This window comes from Pseudoalteromonas sp. NZS127_1 (assembly GCF_015864295.1).
Lineage (GTDB): Bacteria > Pseudomonadota > Gammaproteobacteria > Enterobacterales > Alteromonadaceae > Pseudoalteromonas > Pseudoalteromonas arctica.
Genome location: NZ_JADYXO010000007.1, coordinates 46,861 through 66,504, shown reverse-complemented (window position 1 = coordinate 66,504; position 19,644 = coordinate 46,861). Strand labels below are relative to the sequence as shown.

The 19,644-nt window shown below is 38.0% G+C and carries 18 protein-coding genes; 12 read left to right on the top strand and 6 right to left on the bottom strand.

The annotated features are described in order from the left end of the window. Nucleotide 1 precedes the first annotated feature (1 nt). Nucleotides 2-304, bottom strand: a complete 303-nt coding sequence (locus I6F50_RS08620; RefSeq protein WP_007580752.1) for an isoamylase early set domain-containing protein — start codon at nucleotides 302-304, stop codon at nucleotides 2-4. Between the two features lie 383 nt (nucleotides 305-687). Between I6F50_RS08620 and I6F50_RS08615 the strand changes: the two genes are divergently transcribed. Further along, nucleotides 688-1,620, top strand: a complete 933-nt coding sequence (locus I6F50_RS08615; RefSeq protein ID WP_007580756.1) for a hypothetical protein — start codon at nucleotides 688-690, stop codon at nucleotides 1,618-1,620. Nucleotides 1,621-1,679: 59 nt separating this feature from the next. On the opposite strand, the gene I6F50_RS08610 is transcribed toward I6F50_RS08615, so the two are convergent. Both I6F50_RS08610 and I6F50_RS08605 read right to left on the bottom strand, forming a co-directional pair. Beyond that, nucleotides 1,680-2,849 carry a cache domain-containing protein gene (locus I6F50_RS08610; protein WP_007580758.1) on the bottom strand — a complete coding sequence of 390 codons (1,170 nt, stop codon included), beginning with the start codon at nucleotides 2,847-2,849 and terminating at the stop codon, nucleotides 1,680-1,682. Nucleotides 2,850-3,406: 557 nt separating this feature from the next. Continuing rightward, nucleotides 3,407-3,835 carry an Lrp/AsnC family transcriptional regulator gene (locus tag I6F50_RS08605; RefSeq protein WP_002958609.1) on the bottom strand — a complete coding sequence of 143 codons (429 nt, stop codon included), beginning with the start codon at nucleotides 3,833-3,835 and terminating at the stop codon, nucleotides 3,407-3,409. A gap of 194 nt (nucleotides 3,836-4,029) precedes the next feature. Between I6F50_RS08605 and I6F50_RS08600 the strand changes: the two genes are divergently transcribed. From I6F50_RS08600 to I6F50_RS08585, 4 genes are read left to right on the top strand one after another with little or no spacing between them, the layout of a single operon-like run. Next, complete coding sequence (locus I6F50_RS08600) at nucleotides 4,030-5,235, top strand: aspartate aminotransferase family protein (protein ID WP_007580760.1); 1,206 nt, start codon at nucleotides 4,030-4,032, stop codon at nucleotides 5,233-5,235. A 50-nt stretch (nucleotides 5,236-5,285) separates the two neighbouring features. Further along, the gene (astA, locus tag I6F50_RS08595) at nucleotides 5,286-6,320 is read left to right on the top strand and encodes an arginine N-succinyltransferase (protein WP_007580762.1); all 1,035 of its coding nucleotides are present in this window, start codon (nucleotides 5,286-5,288) and stop codon (nucleotides 6,318-6,320) included. 7 nt (nucleotides 6,321-6,327) lie between these two features. Beyond that, nucleotides 6,328-7,794: a succinylglutamate-semialdehyde dehydrogenase gene (gene astD / locus I6F50_RS08590; protein ID WP_197175938.1), complete on the top strand. Its 1,467-nt coding sequence runs from the start codon at nucleotides 6,328-6,330 to the stop codon at nucleotides 7,792-7,794. Between the two features lie 36 nt (nucleotides 7,795-7,830). Then, a complete protein-coding gene (locus I6F50_RS08585; protein WP_007580767.1) occupies nucleotides 7,831-8,634 on the top strand; it encodes a DUF1338 domain-containing protein in 804 nt (267 codons plus the stop codon). Between the two features lie 71 nt (nucleotides 8,635-8,705). Here the strand turns inward: I6F50_RS08585 and I6F50_RS08580 are convergent, their stop codons facing one another. Then, a complete protein-coding gene (locus I6F50_RS08580) occupies nucleotides 8,706-9,986 on the bottom strand; it encodes a flavohemoglobin expression-modulating QEGLA motif protein (RefSeq protein WP_008169642.1) in 1,281 nt (426 codons plus the stop codon). Nucleotides 9,987-10,131: 145 nt separating this feature from the next. Between I6F50_RS08580 and I6F50_RS08575 the strand changes: the two genes are divergently transcribed. The 7 genes from I6F50_RS08575 (at nucleotide 10,132) to I6F50_RS08545 (ending at nucleotide 16,910) form a co-directional block, all read left to right on the top strand. Continuing rightward, the gene (locus I6F50_RS08575; RefSeq protein WP_002958616.1) at nucleotides 10,132-10,389 is read left to right on the top strand and encodes a DUF3081 domain-containing protein; all 258 of its coding nucleotides are present in this window, start codon (nucleotides 10,132-10,134) and stop codon (nucleotides 10,387-10,389) included. Then, nucleotides 10,389-10,694 carry a hypothetical protein gene (locus I6F50_RS08570; RefSeq protein WP_197175937.1) on the top strand — a complete coding sequence of 102 codons (306 nt, stop codon included), beginning with the start codon at nucleotides 10,389-10,391 and terminating at the stop codon, nucleotides 10,692-10,694. The genes I6F50_RS08575 and I6F50_RS08570 overlap by 1 nt, the downstream gene beginning before the upstream one ends. A 409-nt stretch (nucleotides 10,695-11,103) precedes the next feature. Next, complete coding sequence (betI, locus tag I6F50_RS08565; protein ID WP_010553010.1) at nucleotides 11,104-11,679, top strand: transcriptional regulator BetI; 576 nt, start codon at nucleotides 11,104-11,106, stop codon at nucleotides 11,677-11,679. A 1-nt stretch (nucleotide 11,680) separates the two neighbouring features. After that, entirely contained in the window at nucleotides 11,681-13,144 is a 1,464-nt protein-coding gene (betB, locus tag I6F50_RS08560) for a betaine-aldehyde dehydrogenase (protein ID WP_165728040.1), read from the top strand. An 11-nt stretch (nucleotides 13,145-13,155) separates the two neighbouring features. Then, nucleotides 13,156-14,823, top strand: coding sequence for a choline dehydrogenase (gene betA, locus I6F50_RS08555; protein WP_197175936.1), 1,668 nt, complete (start codon nucleotides 13,156-13,158; stop codon nucleotides 14,821-14,823). A 158-nt stretch (nucleotides 14,824-14,981) separates the two neighbouring features. Next, a complete protein-coding gene (locus I6F50_RS08550; RefSeq protein ID WP_165728042.1) occupies nucleotides 14,982-16,199 on the top strand; it encodes a BCCT family transporter in 1,218 nt (405 codons plus the stop codon). Nucleotides 16,200-16,208: 9 nt separating this feature from the next. Then, a complete protein-coding gene (locus tag I6F50_RS08545; protein ID WP_165728043.1) occupies nucleotides 16,209-16,910 on the top strand; it encodes a TorF family putative porin in 702 nt (233 codons plus the stop codon). Nucleotides 16,911-17,041: 131 nt separating this feature from the next. Here the strand turns inward: I6F50_RS08545 and I6F50_RS08540 are convergent, their stop codons facing one another. Beyond that, nucleotides 17,042-18,952, bottom strand: a complete 1,911-nt coding sequence (locus I6F50_RS08540; RefSeq protein ID WP_165722746.1) for a bifunctional diguanylate cyclase/phosphodiesterase — start codon at nucleotides 18,950-18,952, stop codon at nucleotides 17,042-17,044. A gap of 209 nt (nucleotides 18,953-19,161) precedes the next feature. Next, nucleotides 19,162-19,620: an Sbal_3080 family lipoprotein gene (locus I6F50_RS08535; RefSeq protein ID WP_007580787.1), complete on the bottom strand. Its 459-nt coding sequence runs from the start codon at nucleotides 19,618-19,620 to the stop codon at nucleotides 19,162-19,164. Between the last annotated feature and the right edge of the window lie 24 nt (nucleotides 19,621-19,644).

The following is a 19,644-nucleotide window of genomic DNA, read 5'->3' as shown; positions in this document are numbered from 1 at the left end:
CTTAATTAATGCGTTGAGTATTTACTATGCTGTTTTCTGTGCCAAATGTATTGCCAATATAACCATCAGCTTGGTGGTCGTTATCCCAAATGTCTCCATTTATTAAATAACGAAAGTGAAATTGTTGATCGATAGGTAAGCGTTGCTTAAATTTAAACACACCTTGTTTTTTATTAAGCTTCATTGGCACAGGTTGCCAATCATTAAATTCGCCTAGTAAGCAAACTTCTTCTGCCTCTGGATGAGAAAATTCAAAGGTTACTTCAGCTTCATCTTTTGTTTTAAAAAAACGTTTATTCAACATAGCAGGCTCCAACTAAACCAAAAAGGGTACTTAATCTTTGCCACAGGCCATACAACTAAACAAAAAGGCGATGTGGATTCCATTCAAAATCATTAAACACGTTGTAAGTTAACCAAAACTTTATTTACGCATTATTACAGTGCAACAATTCATTTTTTCTGCACTTAAAAAGTGCGGTTAGTATATAAACAATCTTTTTTAAAAAGCTCAGTAGTACAGAGCAATATTTGAACCAACTAAGCGTACATCACATATTATTTATTTAATCGAATTTAAAGTTAAATAATCCAAAAGTATTGCCTAAATTTATAAAATTCTTTTGTTCTGTACTTTCATCAGCGATAATACACAGCATCTTAATACTCTGAAATATCATAATTTTCATGTTGAAAAAAAGCATTTTAATAACTATAGCCATCATCTTTTTAATAATAGCCACACTTGTTGGTTCTTCAATCTATACCCTTTATAGTAAAAAAGAAATCTCAGTTGATCCTAAATTAAAAGAAATCTCAGGTATTGAATTTGATAAACAAAAACGTCTATGGGCTATTAACGACGGAGGCAACGAACCCAAGCTTTACCGCCTTAACAAAGATGGTTCTATCGCCAAAGAAATTTTGGTTGAAAACGCTAAAAACATTGATTGGGAAGACATGACCCAAAACAAATTTGGGCACTTTTTTTTAGGGGATTTTGGTAATAACAAAAATGATCGTAGATGGCTCACTATTTATAAAATAGAAAACCCTATAGATATAAAAACAAACACAACCCAAGCCGAAATAATTAAGTTTACCTACCCTGAAATGGATGGCAGTCCAATAAAACCCAATGACCGCAATTTTGATTTAGAAGCATTTGTAGCACTAGGTCGTCATTTATATTTATTTACTAAAAACCGCACAGAACCTTTCGATGGTATTACTAAAGTGTATAAAGTGGGCGATCATGCAGCAAATTTTGATGCTGAGCTAATTGACTCTTTTAAAACGTGTACCACGCTTGAAAAACTATGCTGGATAACCTCTGCGGCGCTCAGCCCCGATCGTAAAAAATTAGTCTTACTTGATTCAACAAGTCTTTGGTTATTTGAAAACTTTGAAGGTGATAAGTTTTTCTCTGGTGATGTATCAAAAATAGACTTAGGGATTGTTACTCAAAAAGAAGCAGTCACCTTTTTTGATGACAATACGATTGTATTTACAGATGAAGAGTTTAAAGGCATAGGCGGTAATGCTTATTTTATAAAGCTTGATAAAGCCAAAAAAGAAGTTATAAGAAAAAAACCTATTTCAGAAAAAACACTTCCATAGCATATAGTTAGCTAAGCTGAAGCATTAAAGCTTAGCTAACTTATGTGAAAGGTAATGAGTTAATTACTCTTTGCGTTTGACGAATGAAGTGCTTTTTCTACATCAACACCTAAAATTAACACTCCAATATGACTATTATTATCATCTAAAACAGGAAAACTTAGCTGAACTTGAAAATGATGTGTTGATGCATCATATGTGACGCTATCAAAGTTAAAATCTTTTGACTGTTTAAATATTTTAGTAAACTTATTTTCATCTCCTTGCCAGTAGTCACTGGTTAGCTTACTAATAGCGATGTTTTTTCCTTGGTTATCAGTCAATATCAGCTCAGTAACAACACCTTTAAATTGTAATTGCCATTTTTTAAATACTTTAGATAACGGTAAATTAAGCATAGTTAACCCATCAGGGTGCTCAACTTGTTTACTTTCTTTTATCCATAGCCGGTCTAGTTTTTTAATTTCAGATTCACTTAAGGGAGACTCATTACTTATTTGAACTTGTTCTACTAAACTAGGTAAGTTTAGTAAGGTTTTAGCACTACTGGACAACCTATCAAGTATTTGCTTTTCTTCACTTTTTGATAGTGAAAATGGAGCCTGCGCGCAAGTATTTATATTTTCATCAAACTGCTGCATAAATTTAGGGAAGCGTTTAATAAGTGAATGCGAAGCAAATAATCCCAAAGGCACATACCTAAAAAATTCTCTTTGATACTCATCTTCATTAATGCCTAGCTTAGAGGCTGCTAATTCAAAATCGTCTAAATCAAGTAGAATTCTATCAATCCGCTTATGGTGCATAACATTTACTATTTCTTCTAATGAATTTACTTCTACCTCAGCAATAATATTCTGAGTTTTAAACCAATTAGCCTGATAACTCCCTCTTACTGCACCATAACGCATTTTATTTTTTGGTTTATTAATGCTCTCTGGATGAGTAAACCAGTACCAGCTTTCTAAAAAGATGGGGGATGATATGCGCCCATAGGCCTTCATTTCAGGCATTAAATGAGTTGTGAAATAACCATCTAAGCGGTCTAACTTTACTTCTCGACGTGCACGTAACCATGGCAAGGTTTGTAGCTGAAAAGGGGCTCCCATTTCAAATAAAATACACTCAACTTGGTTGACTGCATTATCAGGTGCAGTGGTGGGTAAGTTTGTTCCAAACTGAAGAGGCTCAGTTAAACCCAATAAGAGGGTAAAAAAATATGCAGGCATAATCCATTACTAAATATTGTACAAATTAAAATGAGTATAGTCATCCATATTAAAAAAGCATAAATTCTCCTTACAAAATTTTGTATCTTATCAATGGCTTCAATATTTAAATCTATGCTCTACTGCTATTAGCTTATAAAAAGTACACTTAAATATTTAAATTAATGCATTTATATCTAGGGTCTGTTGATCTTTGAGGATTAAAATTCGTTCAAACTAGGCGCTATTTAATCGCGGCGCGAGATTTGTAACCTAGTGGGCTCAATAACTGCTCCTGCGTTGTTCTAATGGCTTACATCCATGTAAGAATAAGTAAAAACCGAGCAAAGAGTAAATAGCGCCTAGGAAGGACCCTTTGAGCAGCGCCTGTTTGGCATTAATGCTACGTTATCGCCCATTTATGGGGAGTAACCACACTGCATAGGCTCTGCCTTGCCTGAATACTAAACAGGCTACTGAAATTCAACCTTGAAAGATCAACAAACCCTAGCCTTTCTATTACTTACCTAAAGTATACCGAGTGTTCACTTAACGACTAAAACAAAAACTCACTGACTCTAGCGCTTAAATTTAGTTTCTAAAATAACAGAAGATGTTGTGCGCTCTACTCCATCCAGATTTCCTATATCGTCTAGTAAATGGCTAAGCTGCTCTAAATTTTGAGCCTGTACTACAGCAATTAAATCAAACTCACCACTTATGGCATAGAGCTGCGAAATTGCATCAATTTGCTTAAGCTCGATATTTGTTTTAGTTGTTAATTTTTGTCTTACTTTTATAGACACATGAGCTGATACCATTTTACTGAGGTAGTCGTCACCATAATCAACGCTATAGCCTTTAATTACACCCGTTTCTTCTAGTTTGAGCATACGGCTTTGTACCGTTGAACGAGATAAGTCAAGCATACGAGCAAGGTCAGAAATACTCGCTCTAGCATTTGTTTTTAGTACAGAAAGTAGCTTTTCATCTTGTGGAGTTATCATAATGGTTATTTTCTTCGTTATTTTGTCTTTTATTTTAATCATTTTTCACAAAATAGCACTGCAATTTTAATAGCTAACCTTCGATAATGACCTCTACAAGAAATAATAACGTGTTTGCTGAAGAATAAAGGCTATATTCTTCTTTGAGTTAGCAACTAATCTTTTATCTAAGCCCATTAAATTTAGGTGTAAAAATGCAAGTAACAAGAGACTTATTTAACGACGTAATGGTACCAAACTATAATCCATCAGCAATCATTCCAGTTCGTGGTGAAGGTTCACGCGTTTGGGATCAAAATGATAACGAGTTTATCGATTTTGCTGGTGGTATTGCCGTTAACTGTTTGGGTCACTGTCATCCTGCATTAGTTAAAGCATTAAAAGAGCAAGGTGAAAAAATTTGGCATTTATCAAATGTTATGACTAATGAGCCAGCACTTCGTTTAGCTCAAAAAATGGTTGAAGCAACATTTGCTGATAAAGTTTACTTTGCAAACTCAGGCGCAGAAGCCAATGAAGCAGCGCTTAAGTTAGCGCGTCGTTATGCATTGGACGTATATGGCGCTGAAAAAACGCAAATAATTGCATTTAATAAAGGTTTTCATGGTCGCACATTCTTTACAGTAACTGTGGGCGGGCAAGCTGCATATTCTGACGGCTTTGGTCCTAAACCTGCTGACATAGTACATTGTGATTTTAACGATATAGCAGCATTTGAAGCGCTGATCAGCGATAAAACATGTGCTGTTATGATGGAACCATTACAAGGTGAAGGCGGTATTATTTCACCAACAGATGAATTTGCTAAAAAAGTACGTGAACTTTGTACTAAACATAACGCGTTACTTATTTTTGATGAAGTACAAACGGGTGTTGGTCGCACAGGCGATTTATACGCTTATGAAGGTTTAGGCGTTGTTCCTGACATTTTAACAACGGCAAAAGCATTGGGTGGTGGTTTTCCAATTGGCGCTATGATCACTCGTACACCAATTGCTGAGCATTTAAAAATTGGTACTCACGGTTCTACTTATGGCGGAAACGCACTTGCTTGTGCGGTAGCCGAAGCGGCATTTGATACAGTAAATACACCTGACGTACTAAACGGTGTTAAAGAGCGGGAGCAATTATTCCGTGACGGATTAAACGCAATCAACGAAAAATACAACGTATTTAGCGAAGTACGTGGTAAAGGCTTATTAATTGGCGCAGTACTAAATGACAAATTTGAAGGACGTGCACGCGACTTTTTAGTAGCCAGTGCTAATAATGGTTTAATGAACCTTGTAGCTGGCATGAATGTAATTCGCTTTACACCGTCTTTAGTTATCCCGTTTGAAGATATTAAAGAAGGCTTAGCGCGCTTTGAAAAAGCCGTTAGCGATGTAGTAAACGGTTAATATAGTTTAAATTAGCACGCCTACTGGCGTGCTATTGGAGCAAGCAATAAATGCAAGTATTACGTCCTATTACTGCCAATGATTTTGACGCGCTTAAACAAATAGCGATTGAGTCCGGTCATGGGTTCACCTCTTTACCTGTGGACGATGCACAGCTTAAAGAAAAAATTGAACGTGCTGAAAAAAGCTTTGCCAAAAACATTAACCAGCCACTTGATGAAAGCTATTTATTTGTTTTAGAGGACAGTGAAACAGGTGACGTTATTGGCACAACCGCTATAGAAGCCGCGGTAGGTTTATCGGTGCCTTTATATCATTATCATTTAGGTAAAACAGTACACCACTCGCCTACTTTAAATGTATATAACACCGTTGATATTTTAAGCATGTGTAACGACTACACAGGTTGCTCTGAAATATGCACATTATTTTTGCGCGAAAATAGCCGTAAAGGTTTAACAGGTCGATTTTTATCGCGTTCACGCTTTTTATTTATGGCTCAGCATAGCGAGCGTTTTGCCGATACTGTTATCGCAGAAATGCGCGGTGTTAGCGACGAAGACGGCCATTCTCCTTTTTGGCAATGGCTGCAAGAGCACTTTTTTAGTATTGAATTTCCAGAAGCGGATCACTTAGTTGGCTTAGGCGATAAGGTATTTATTAGCGAGTTAATGCCTAAATACCCTATTTATGTGAACTTGCTTAGCAAAAAAGCCCAAGCAGTTATTGGGCATGTGCATGAAAAAACAAAACCTGCGCTAAAATTATTAGAAAAAGAAGGTTTTGAGCACAGAGGCTACGTTGACTTATTTGACGCAGGCCCAACGGTTGAAGCAAAGCTTGGTAATATTCGCAGCATTCGCGACTCTCAAGTTTGCCCTATTACTATTGGTGAGCTTGATCACATATCACAAAATAGCTCTGATACGCTGGCTGTATGTAATCAAGGCGTAAGTGGCTTTAGAGCAACATTTACCAAAGACGCACATTACAATCATGCAAAACATACTCTCGTCATTAGCCAAGATGTGGCTAAAGCACTTAATTTAAGTCAAGGAGATGCAGCGCGATTTTTCCGCCTGTAAATTATTTATGAATACACACCTAATTAATAACCAGTGGCATGTGGGCCTTGGTCCAGCATTTGAGTCAATCAATCCAAGTAATGGCGATGTGGTATGGCAAGGTAATGGCGCAAACGCCCAGCAAGTAGATTCAGCTATAAAAGCAGCCAGAGCAGCACAGGTACAATGGGCAGATAAGCCGCTTGAAGAGCGTATAGCCATTTTAGAAAACTTCGCAGCTCAATTAAAAGAACACAGTGAAGAATTTGCGACCATAATTGCACGCGAAACAGGTAAGCCATTATGGGAAACCCGCACCGAAGTGGGCGCAATGACAGGCAAAGTAGCTATATCTGTAAAAGCATACCATGAACGTACCGGTACAACCGAAAACCCAATGCCAGGTGCTAAAGCGTTTATTAGACACAAACCGCATGGCGTTGTGGCTATTTTTGGTCCGTATAACTTTCCGGGGCATTTACCAAACGGGCATATTGTTCCTGCAATTTTAGCAGGCAACACCGTGATATTTAAGCCATCAGAACTGACGCCGCACGTTGCAGAATTCACCCTCTCACTTTGGCTAAAAGCGGGCTTACCAGCAGGTGTTATTAACCTTGTGCAAGGTGAAATTGAAACAGGTAAAGCACTTGCCTCTCATCAAGACATAGATGGATTGTTTTTTACTGGTAGCTCAAACACAGGTCACTTACTACATAAGCAGTTTGCAGGACACCCTGGCAAAATTTTAGCACTTGAAATGGGCGGTAATAATCCTCTTATTGTAAAAGACGTGAGTGATGTAAGCGCTGCTGTGCACGATATTATTCAATCAGGCTTTATTACCTCAGGCCAGCGCTGTACGTGTGCACGCCGCTTATTTATTGAAAAATCGCTCAATGGCGATGCTATTTTAGAAAAGCTAATAAGCGCGACTAAAAACATAGTTGTAGACGACAGTTTTGCTACAGAGCAGCCTTTTATGGGTGCAATGATAAGCGAAAAAGCAGCATTAGGCATGGTCGCTGCGCAAAGTGAATTAGTGTCAAAAGGCGCGCAAATCCTTGTTGAACTTAAGCAATTAAAATCAGGCACCGGTTTTGTAAGCCCGGGTATTATTGATGTAACAAACATTACCGACATGCCAGATGAAGAACATTTTGGACCGCTTATTAAAGTGTATCGTTACAACGACTTTGACAGCGCAATCATTGAAGCCAATAACACAAGCTTTGGTTTATCTGCAGGTTTACTTAGCGACAGTGAAGATGATTACACTCACTTTTTAAAGCGCATCCGTGCAGGTATTGTTAACTGGAACCGCCCTATTACGGGTGCCTCAAGTGCAGCTCCATTTGGCGGTATTGGCGCCAGTGGTAATCACAGAGCAAGTGCCTATTACGCCGCTGATTATTGTGCATACCCTGTAGCATCTGTTGAGTCAGACAAAGTGAGCTTACCGCAAACCCTAGCGCCAGGCTTGGTAATTGAATAAGCAATAAAACCAAAATTTTAGATTTAAGGATTTAACATGCATACTGATGTAAACACATTATTTGAGAGCCTTTGGAAAAACTACTTAAACGTAACACCATCGGCAGACAAAATTCATGACCTTTTAGGGTCAACGCAAAAAGATGACATTATTAACGATCATATTGCGCTGCGTACGTTTAATATTGAAAAAGTGGGTCTTGAAAAGCTCGCTGCTCACTTTTTAGCTATTGGTTACAAAGAATGTGGTGAGTACCACTTTGAAGCTAAAAAACTTTACGCAAAGCACTACGAGCATAGCGATCCGAATCAGCCAAAAGTGTTTATCTCTGAGCTACTAGTAGAAAAATGCTCGCCTGAGTTACAAGCCATCGTAACCGACATGGTTGATAAAATTGATGAAAGTGCTGTTACTGCTGATAACTTTTTGTATTCAGGCACGCATTGGCAAGTAAGCACCGATACTTACAAACAACTGCTAGCTGAAAGCGAATATGCAGCGTGGATGTCGGCGTGGGGTTACCGCGCCAATCACTTTACCGTAAATATTAATACGCTTGCTAAGTTTGATAACATTCATGATGTTAACCAAGCCCTAAAAGACGCCGGCTTTTCGCTTAATACGTCAGGCGGCGAAGTTAAAGGCTCACCAGAGGTGTTACTAGAGCAATCGTCAACACTTGCTGATGAATACTCTGTTACCTTTAGTGACGGTGATATGAGCATCCCTAGCTGTTTTTATGAGTTTGCTATTCGTTACCCTAAAGCCGACGGTGAGCTTTATACTGGTTTTGTTGCAGCCTCAGCTGACAAAATATTTGAAAGCACCAACGCTCGATAGCAAAACCTAAAATACTTTATTTAAAAAGCCCGTTATGGGCTTTTTTTATGTCGGTAAGTTATGTTGATTAATTATAAAAATAACGGTTTATAATCGTTTTCTAACTTTTCAAACGATAAATCGCCAATAAAGCGGCCAAAGCTCAACCAAGTTGCCAAACCGCGTAAGTCTTTAAAGTGTGGTGGCACAAATTGCGGGCTCTCAATTACACCTAAATCATGAAGCTGCGATATTAATCTAAAATCATCTATCGATATTTTACCTACCAGTAATAAAGGGAGTCTATCGATTCGACCAAGCTGTATCGCCACGCGTATTAAGTTATAAACCAGTACAAAGCCTTTAATGTAGGCAATATCTTTTGTAAAAGGCAGGCCTGTTGGCGTACTGCCTCTAAATACACGCTGCGCGAGTGTGTAGCTGTCATCTTTTGATAAACCTTGCGCTACATAGTCACGGTAAATATCTACAAATTCAGCGCCATCTATTACCTTTGTAACCGCTTGAATACGGTTAACTAATTTAGATAAACGCCTTGGTGTCGATTTTAAAGTAATAATTTCGGTTAATACTGCTAAGCCTTCTTGGGTAATAGTTGAGCTAGGCGTGCCTTTACTCAAACATGTTAAATACGGCTGTGCTAAACCATTTTGAGTGGTACCTACGTGTATCCACCCTTCGTGAACTTCTAAAATATCAAGTTCACGCTGAGAAAACTTAACATCTTGATTAAGCTTTATATTATTAGCACCTGCGGCTGCATCACTGACAATACCATCGCTAAGCATTACCTCTACGTTTATGCCTGCCATACTGGCATTTACTTGCTCAGACAAAATACGCACAGCATCAACAGCATCAATATTTTTAGGGTCGTCAGGCAGTATGTCGGCTATAAGTAAATTTTGCAGCGGTTTATCTAGCATATTAGCTAGCTCAGAAAGTGAGGGCTCACCAGCATGGAATAAGTCTTTAGGGTGACCAAATAACTCCACCGATAAGTCATGAAACTCTGGCGTTCCACGATACTCAAGCATACTTAATACCGTTTTATACTCGGTGCACATTTTTCCCATATATTGAGCAATCGGATTTAACTGTCCCAATTGGTTAATAATGTTACGGTGCAAAGTAGAAAATGCTTGGCGTAACTCGCTAGGTACAAAACCAAGGTCGCGCTGTTGATAATATGCACGATCGATGAGTGGGTTTTTTTGACATTTCTGTCTAAAAAACTCCTCTTTAGTTTGTTTATCCCAATTAATAGCATCGAGTATCCTAATTGGAGTTTGCAATGCAATTAATTGATCCGATAACTCACGAGTTTTTAGTAGTAACGCCTTGTCTATCATGCTCTAAGCTCAACAATAAATGAGTTTTGAGCATAATTTAAAAAAGCGAAATTACAAAGCAATATCACACATTTTTAGCTATTGTTTTTAAGATGATCGACCCTCATATCATTATCGTATGAGGTATTAAATAAAAGGGTGAAGTATGAAAAACGAAATTGACAACAAACAGATTTTAGCCGTGTATGAACGCATCATTCAAAAAGGCGAAATGACTGACGAAGGTAAACATTATCAAGGCGTTACTGCTTATTCAGATGTAGATGGTTACACTGTATATTTGCAGGGAAGCGGTGTTGAATTACGCTTTGGTTTTCATAATACTTATCATCTAGATTATGAGCATGAAAAACATAAAGATGATTTTTTGAAAAAATTATATAACATTGCTAACGAGAGCTAATGCACCCACGAAAACTCAGGAACCGCCCTACCAGTAAGCTCAATGCTACTTTTATAAACCAAGTAGTAGAAGAGCTTAAAGCTGATCCAAGCAAAATCTCAATTATTCAAGACAATTTAGAACAATACCGTGCTCAAACTCATTTAAAGCGTGGTTTTTTATTGGCTATAGAGCGCTTTGATTGGGTTTTTGAAGCAAGCAAAGATATAGACTTTATTTGCCAGCAAATTTTAGCTGATGACTATATTGGCAATAGACTAAGACGTTACCCCCTACTTTTTAAAGGCGTTATTAATAATGCCTGACCCTTCAAAACCAAGCGCTTTAAAACGATAAAACTACAAAATCTACTCTCTATATAAATTTATTAGAGCACTAAGCAATTGCAGGTTTAGCCCGCTTTTGTATTAATTTAATACTATTAGTACTCTAACTATTACTGCACTAATGATTATTGATCATTTTATTCATTTATTGCTGTAAACAAATCATTACTATTATTTAATTTCAAAATAAAATTCACAAGCCTTTGTTTTAAATAAAATAAAACAAAGTAAAACCTTATCTTCTTTATCGCATTAGTTGCGCTTTTATTAATGATTAATCTACATTTTGGCATCTAGATATTTACTTCAGCCTTGAATTGTTAGAGCTATTACCTTAAGCTTATGTTTATTGAACGTTCAATTAATAAAAATTATGCCTAAAGTCGGAATGGAACCTGTCAGACGTCAGCAGCTAATTGACGCGACTATAGAGTCAGTTGCAACTAATGGACTACAAGGCACAACTATAAACAGCATTAGTAAAAATGCCGGTTTATCGTCAGGCATTATTAGTCATTATTTTGGTGGTAAGCAGGGGTTAATTGAAGCCACTGTTAGATACTTACTAACAAGCTTAAAACAAGGCTTAATAAGTAAAGTAAATAACCAAACGAATGCCATTGAACGTTTAATGATTATTATCGAAGCCAACTTTGCGCTTGTACAACAGCGTAATGATACAACCCGAACGTGGTTAAGTTTTTGGGCGCAATCGATGCATGATGAAGAATTACACAGACTACAAAACGTAAACAGTAAACGCTTGCAAAGTAATTTAGCATTTTCTTTTAAGCAATTAATGCCTATTGAGCAAGCAAAGCAAGCTGCAGAACTTAGCGCCGCAATGATCGATGGCCTATGGTTAAGAGCAGTGCTGAGTAAATCAGACAATAATCAGTTTAAACACAGTGAAAAGTTAGCAAAAAGCTATGTACTTTCACTTATCAAGCAATATGGAGCCTAGCGTGACTACACCTGTCTATCAAAATTTTATTAACGGCCATTTTCTTGCAAACCAGAACGGCAAAACATTTGATGTAACAAACCCAGCAACGGGCGAGGTTATTTACGCAGTAGAAATTGCCGACGAATTTATTCAAAACGCAGCCATTGCCAGTGCAAAGCAAGGTTTTGCTCAGTGGTCAGCAATGACACCCATTGAACGTAGCCGCATTTTATTAAAAGCAGTGGCTATTTTACGCGAGCGCAACGATGAGCTGGCACTTGTAGAAGTACTTGACACCGGTAAACCAATGCAAGAAGCAAATTGTGTTGATATTGAAACCGGCGCTGATGTAATTGAATACTTTGCAGGCCTTGCGCCAGCACAAGTAGGCCAACAACAAATGGTTGGTGATGACTTTTACTACACACGTAAAGAGCCATTAGGTATTTGTGCGGGTATTGGTGCATGGAACTACCCACTACAAATTGCGTGTTGGAAGTCGGGCCCTGCCCTTGCAGCTGGTAATGCATTTATATTCAAACCATCTGAAGAAACACCACTTGGCGCACTTAAACTTGCAGAAGTCTTTGTTGAAGCTGGCGTACCTGCAGGTGTGTTTAATGTTGTTCAAGGCGCGGGCGATGTAGGCCAGTGGCTAACGCAGCATAGCGATATTGATAAAGTATCATTTACGGGTGAAGTAGGCACAGGTAAAAAAGTAGTAGCAAGTGCTGCCGGTACTTTAAAAGATGTCACGATGGAACTTGGTGGTAAATCTCCACTATTAGTATTTGATGATGCCAACATTGAGCAAGCGGTTAGCGCTGCTATGTTAGGTAACTTTTATACGCAAGGCGAAATTTGTACTAACTGTACACGTATTTACGTTCATAGAAATGTATATCAGCAGTTTATTGATGAGCTTAAAGCGCGCACTGAGAAAAACATTATTGCTGGCGACCCACAAGATTTAAATACTAACTTTGGCGCACTTATTTCTAAAAAGCACCAAGAACTAGTAATGAGCTACGTTAATAAAGGCATCGAAGAAGGTGCAACGCTATTAACCGGTGGTACAACGCTTTCACCTAAATCTGCACCTAATGGCTATTTTGTAGCACCGACTGTGTTTATTGATTGTAATGACGATATGACTATCGTTAAAGAAGAAATATTTGGCCCTGTAATGAGCGTGCTTGTTTTTGACGACGAAGACGATGTTATTGCACGCGCTAACGGGACTCACCTAGGCTTAGCTGCAGGCGTATTTACTAGCGATATTAAACGTGCGCACCGCGTGATTCATAAGTTACAAGCCGGTATTTGTTGGATTAATGCATACGGTAACTCACCTGCTGAAATGCCGGTTGGCGGTTATAAGCAATCGGGTATTGGCCGTGAAAATGGTATACAAACTCTTGATCAATACACGCAAACTAAGTCTATTTATGTTGGTATGGCCGACATAGAAAGCCCATTTTAAGGCGCCCTACTATGAGTAATCATTACGACTATATTATTGTTGGCGCGGGTTCGGCGGGTTGTGTTTTAGCAAACCGTTTATCTGAAGATTCAAGCAACCGCGTGTTACTACTTGAAACTGGCGGTAGCGATAAAAGTATTTTTATAAAAATGCCAACCGCGTTATCTATTCCTATGAATAGTGACAAATACGCATGGCAGTTTCATACGCAACCTGAGCCTCATTTAGATAACCGTGAAATGCATTGTCCTCGAGGCAAAGTATTAGGCGGCTCGTCATCTATTAATGGCATGGTATACGTACGTGGCCACGCAAAAGATTTTGACGAATGGCAGCAACACGGTGCAAACGGCTGGGATTACCAATCGTGTTTACCGTATTTTCAAAAAGCAGAAAGCTTTTACCTTGGTGAAAATACTTACCGTGGTGGCAAAGGCCCGCTTGGCGTTAATAACGGCAACGAAATGAAAAACCCGCTTTACCGTACCTTTATCAAAGCAGGTGTACAAGCCGGTTATGCTTCTACAGATGATTATAATGCGTCGCAGCAAGAAGGTTTTGGCCCAATGCACATGACCGTAAAAGACGGCGTGCGCAGCTCTGCTTCTCGTGAGTATTTAGACCCTGTTAAATCGCGTAGTAATTTAACAATTATTACCGGTGCACTAGCACAACGCGTGATTTTAGATGGCAAAAAAGCCACTGGCATTGAATACAAAGTAAATGGCGACGTTAAAACTGCACATGCTGCAAAAGACGTTGTACTAAGTGCAGGGCCAATTGGCTCTCCACATATTTTACAACTCTCTGGTATTGGTGATACTCAAGCGCTTGAAAAAGCAGGCGTTGAAGTACAGCATCATCTACCAGGTGTTGGTCAAAACTTACAAGATCATCTTGAGTTTTACTTTCAATACAAGTGTAAGCAACCTATCACGCTTAACGGCAAGCTAGGCATTGTTTCAAAAGGGTTGATTGGTGCGCGCTGGTTATTAACGCGTTCGGGCTTAGGGGCAACGAATCATTTTGAATCGTGTGCGTTTATTCGCTCAAAACCAGGTGTTGAATGGCCAGATATTCAGTATCACTTTTTACCAGCGGCTATGCGTTACGATGGTAGAAGTGCATTTGCAGGTCATGGTTTTCAGGTACATGTTGGTCATAACAAACCAAAAAGTCGCGGTAGTGTGACTATTGCTTCTGCTAATCCTGAGCAACCACCAACCATTTTATTTAATTACCTTGAACACCAAGACGATATTGAAGGCTTTAGAGCGTGCGTTCGCTTAACACGCGACATAATCGAGCAAAGTGCCTTTGATGAATACCGCGATGAAGAAATTCAACCCGGTAAACATATTCAAACAGATGAAGAAATAGATGCCTTTGTACGCCAAGCCGTAGAAAGTGCCTACCACCCTTCTTGCTCATGCAAAATGGGTGAAGATGATATGGCCGTTGTTAACTCAAATACGCAAGTACATGGTATTGAAGGACTACGTGTTGTTGACTCATCTATATTCCCAACTGTTCCTAACGGAAACTTGAATGCGCCTACTATTATGGTTGCCGAAAAAGCAGCTGACATAATTTTAGGTAAAGACCCATTACAGAAATCGGATGTGAATGTTGCCATAACAACAAACTGGCAAGACACACAACGTAGTTCGGAGATCTAACTTTAGCCACATGCTTAGGTTTAGTCTCGTCGGGCTAAACCAATGCGTGCCTTGCAGTGGCACACGATGTAAATAGGTTACGTTGTGTTAATGCGAGAATAAAACAATAAAATACGGAGTGCTTATGAATTATTTTTATTCATTACTGGAGGGTAACAATGACTATTTGGCTTAATGCAGGGATCATTTTTACCTTACTTGCCATTATCACTATTTTAATTAAATGGGGTAATGTTCGCGTAGTAGGTGTAACACCAGTTCGAACCTTTACGTTTATAGCAATACTATTTACTTCTGGCCTAGATGTTGGCCTTATCATGTTTCCTTTAACTGAGTTTGCAGGTTATGCAGACATAAAAGCAAGCCCAGAATACGCGTTTGCAAATCCACTAGCTATTGAGTTTGGCTATTGGGGATTTTTGATCTGGGGATTTTACTTTCTTACGTGCTTTTATTTCTGTGTAATAGAACCTAAAGTGAAATTTTTCGAAATTCCTTGGGTTAAATTTATCAATAATGTTGTAATTATTGGTACATGTGCATTTACCGCTTATTTACTGCTTACAAACCTACCGTGGTATTTACCCGAATTAGGTGATGGAACAAGCATAGTTTCTGAGTTTTATTTAATTGTGTTTGCGGCTATCTGTTTTGCGGTTTACTCAAGTACTGATATTAAATATGTGCGTATTTTAAGTATTTCTACTACGTGGTTATTTTTAGCTTTAATCGCCTTTATGTGGGCTGGCGCATTTGTAATTGGTGATAGTCAAATGTCAGCATTTACGAATAACTTAGGCTCTATTGGTACTTACTTTGCCAACATTAATGAATTTGTTTTACCGCTTAATGATTACCATGAGTTTTACTTATTCTGGTGGTTTGCGTGGAGCATAATGATTGGTCAATTTACATCACGCTTTGTTGGTGGACTTAAAACATACCAAGTATTGGGTGCGATGTTGATTTTCCCTTCTATTCCGATTGCGATTTGGTTTAGCGTACTTTATCACTACCATGAGGCGGGCATCCCTACTCAAGGTATTAAAAACTTTGCCATGGTATTTGTAGGTATCATATTTGTAATTAACTCTCTCGATTCGTTAGTGCGTTTATATACAGATAACCTAAACTTTACCGTAAAGCGTTTTGGCAAAATGAAATACATAATCGGAAATGTTGTTGCCCTATCACTACTTACACTATTGTTTAAATTAGAATTTTTACAAATTCAATGGGTAGGCGCATTAGTTATTGGCTTGTTCTTTATCTGTGCTGGCTTCATTTGTTACAGTAAATTTAAAACAGTAACGAATATAGATAGCTCACCAAAAGCAAACGCAATTGATTACACAAAAATAGACACAGTACACTAGGGATTAATAATGAATAACAAACTAAAACAACTTGTAGTAGCACTACCATTTGCACTTTTATCAACGACTGCAGCAGCTGATTGGTCAACAACAATCACGGCAGCGTCTGACTACACTTTTAATGGTGTGAGCCAAACTGATAGCGACCCTGCAATTCAAGGTAGCTTGGACTACGCCTTTGATAGTGGTGTTTACGCAGGTGTATGGGCTTCAAATGTAGATTTTGGTGACGACACTGATTTTGAGCTTGATGCCTATGTAGGTAAGTATGTACAACTTGATGAGCAATTTAGCGTTGACTACGGTATTGCGTATTACACTTATCAAGGTAATAACAGCGATGGCAACTACGCTGAGGCTTACACTAAATTTGGTTTCGCAAGTGAGTACGGCCAAACTGAGCTTAATTTTTGGTACAGCTGGGATTACTTTGGTCAAGGTGGAGGCCATGTAATCTCAATGATTGCACACACCTATGAGCTGGCTCCAAATCATGCACTACGTGCAAGCTTTGATATTTCAAACTCGCTTGATGGACAAAAATGGGCGTGGGACGTAAACGAGAAAAAATCATACAACCATTACCGTTTAGCATATCAAACTAGTTATGAAGGGTTTGGTATTGAAGTGGCCGCTGAAAACACAAGCTTAGATTACGATTATGCTGATGAGCGTATCGTACTTGCTGTTTCACGCACATTTGATCTTTAATACAATAATTACTGATTAAACAAAAAATGCCACTCTACTTAGAGTGGCATTTTTATTTGTAAACTAACTAACTAACTAACTAACTAACTAACTAACTAACTAACTAACTAACTAACTAACTAACTAACTAACTAACTAACAATATCCCAAGCACTTGTACCCGATGCTGAAAGGTTACTGGTGTTATTGCGTAATACTTTATTACCTACATTAGCTGATGACTCAGGTCGGCTTACTAAATAACCCTGAACAGAACTCACACCCATTTTTTTAACAAGTTCAAACTGCCCTATTTCTTCAACGCCTTCAGCTACAATTTTAAGGCCAAGTTTTTGTCCAAGCTCACTAATTGTATTTAATATATCATTATATTTTTGGCTTTTATTAGCTTGAGCTATAAACGAGCGATCAATTTTAATAACATCAATTGGTAAATCTGCTAATGTGCTCAACGAGCTAAAACCTGTACCAAAGTCATCAATAGCAATAGTGATACCCTCTTCTCTTAGCCTACTTAGCTCTTTAATAATTCTTGGACTGGCTTTAATGAATGTTGATTCTGTAATTTCAAGCATTAAAGACGTAGCGGGTAAACCGGTTTTTTTGAGCTTCTTCATTATCCAATCATAAATGTCACGGTGCTTTAATTGAATGCCCGAAACATTTACTGATATTTTTACTTTACGCATACCTGCATTGTGCCATGCAGCCATTTGCCTACATGATTCAAGCATAATCCAATCGCCAAGTTCTAATATTAAATTAGACTCCTCTGCTATTGGAATAAATTCTGAAGGGGGGATCATGCCCTCAACTGGGTGGTCCCATCGGGTAAGTGCTTCGAAATAATCAATCATACAATCTTCAACATGCACAATTGGCTGAAAAGATAAGTAAAAATCTTTACACGCAACCGCTAAACGCAGCTCTTCAAGTAAATAATGGTAACGGCGCATTTTGTTACCCATTTCTGGCGAGTAAACTTTAAATATTCCCTTACCATCACTTTTAGCTCTATACATAGCTACATCGGCTAATTGTAAAAGCGCTTGAGGCGTTGATGCACTTTCTGGGTAAGCCGCAATACCAATACTGGCACTAATTTTTACTATTTTATTGCCAAGCACAAAGTCTTTTTCAAGCTCACTTAGTACGTGCTTAGCAATTTCAACAACTCTATCGCTATCATCAAGTAATTCTATAAAAATGGAGAACTCGTCTCCTCCTAACCTTGATAAGTTTTGCTCTAATTGGTTAGCACTATTTATGTTACTTAATTTATGGTGGCGTAAAACATTCGCAAGTCGGCTAGCAACTTGAACTAATATTTCATCACCAAAACTGTGACCAAACGAGTCGTTTACTTGTTTAAAACCATCAAGGTCTATAAACAGGAGCGCACACTTAAGATCTTCTTGATTAGCATGATTAATTTGTCTGTCGATATGTTCAATATATGCATGACGGTCAATTAATAACGTCAGTTTATCTTGGCATATACTGGTTTGAGTTTGTTTTACATAATTAGCCACATGCGTATTTAAACTATTTATTGATTGGCTTAAGCTGCTTACACCCAAAGGATTCTCTGCCGGTTTTACTTGCAAATTAAATGCAGTGAGTAAGCTATTGGCTTGAAGATTAAGCTCCGCTATTTGATTTTTATAATGACGCTTTCTACGCTCTCTGCGTAAGTACAGGCCAGAGCCAAATATTAAGATACATAAAAGTAAAAAATTAATAGGTGATGCAAGTGTCATTATAATTAACTTACTTGAATCAGCAGCTACAAACTGAGTGTCAGTGGTTTTAATAAGCAAAAAATCAGCTGTGGGCTGCTCAATTATATAATGGCCATTTAAGATCGGATTATACCAAGGAGCCATATCAAGAGTGGTATTCGTTATTTCGAAATTTCGTATATCAATACTGGTACTAAATAAATTTATACGATTAATCTGATTCGTTAACTCTATGTTTATGCAAAAACAAAATAGAATTATGATTAGGAAAATAAAACCGAGCGGCTTAAGTTTACTCATAAAAAAAATCCATCTATTTTGCTTCTCCTATCAAACCTATTACCAAAAACGGATTATATCGCTTGCATTTAGTACTACGCAAGCATTGATATAACCCTAAGCCATTAGAATAACAAAAAATTGTAACAATAACGGATTAACTAATTATATTTGATATAGTATAGGTGGGATTAATAAAAATAAACAAAAAGGTTCTAATTGTTTAAAATTTAATACATACCGTCAATAAGCTCTATAATTTTTTCTTCAGCGTCTATAAACTTATCCAATCCACCACCGGTGCGATAAGATGCTTGTGCTATTTTTTCATTCGTTTCAACGTCTTTAATCCAAATATTTGCGTATGCCATATAGAGCGCTATATCCCAACGCCAATTTGCTACGTAGTAAGCCACTGCATTACATCCTGTCGTATCCGCACCTGGTAATTCGGTCTGGTAGTCTTGGTGTTTCAATACATAATTGGCTGGAATTACCCGAGTTTCAACATCATGCTTTGCAAAACCTTTTTTCATTGCATCTATAACACCAGCTTTAACAGCCTTATGTTCAGCAATACATACTGTTTTAGGTATGTTTGTTTCAAATCGAGTAATGTCTTGCTTTGCAGCACAACCGGCCAAGGTGGCAACCATTGCTGCTGCAACTGTTATTTTTAACGTATTCATATTTATTCCTTTTTTATTTTTAAT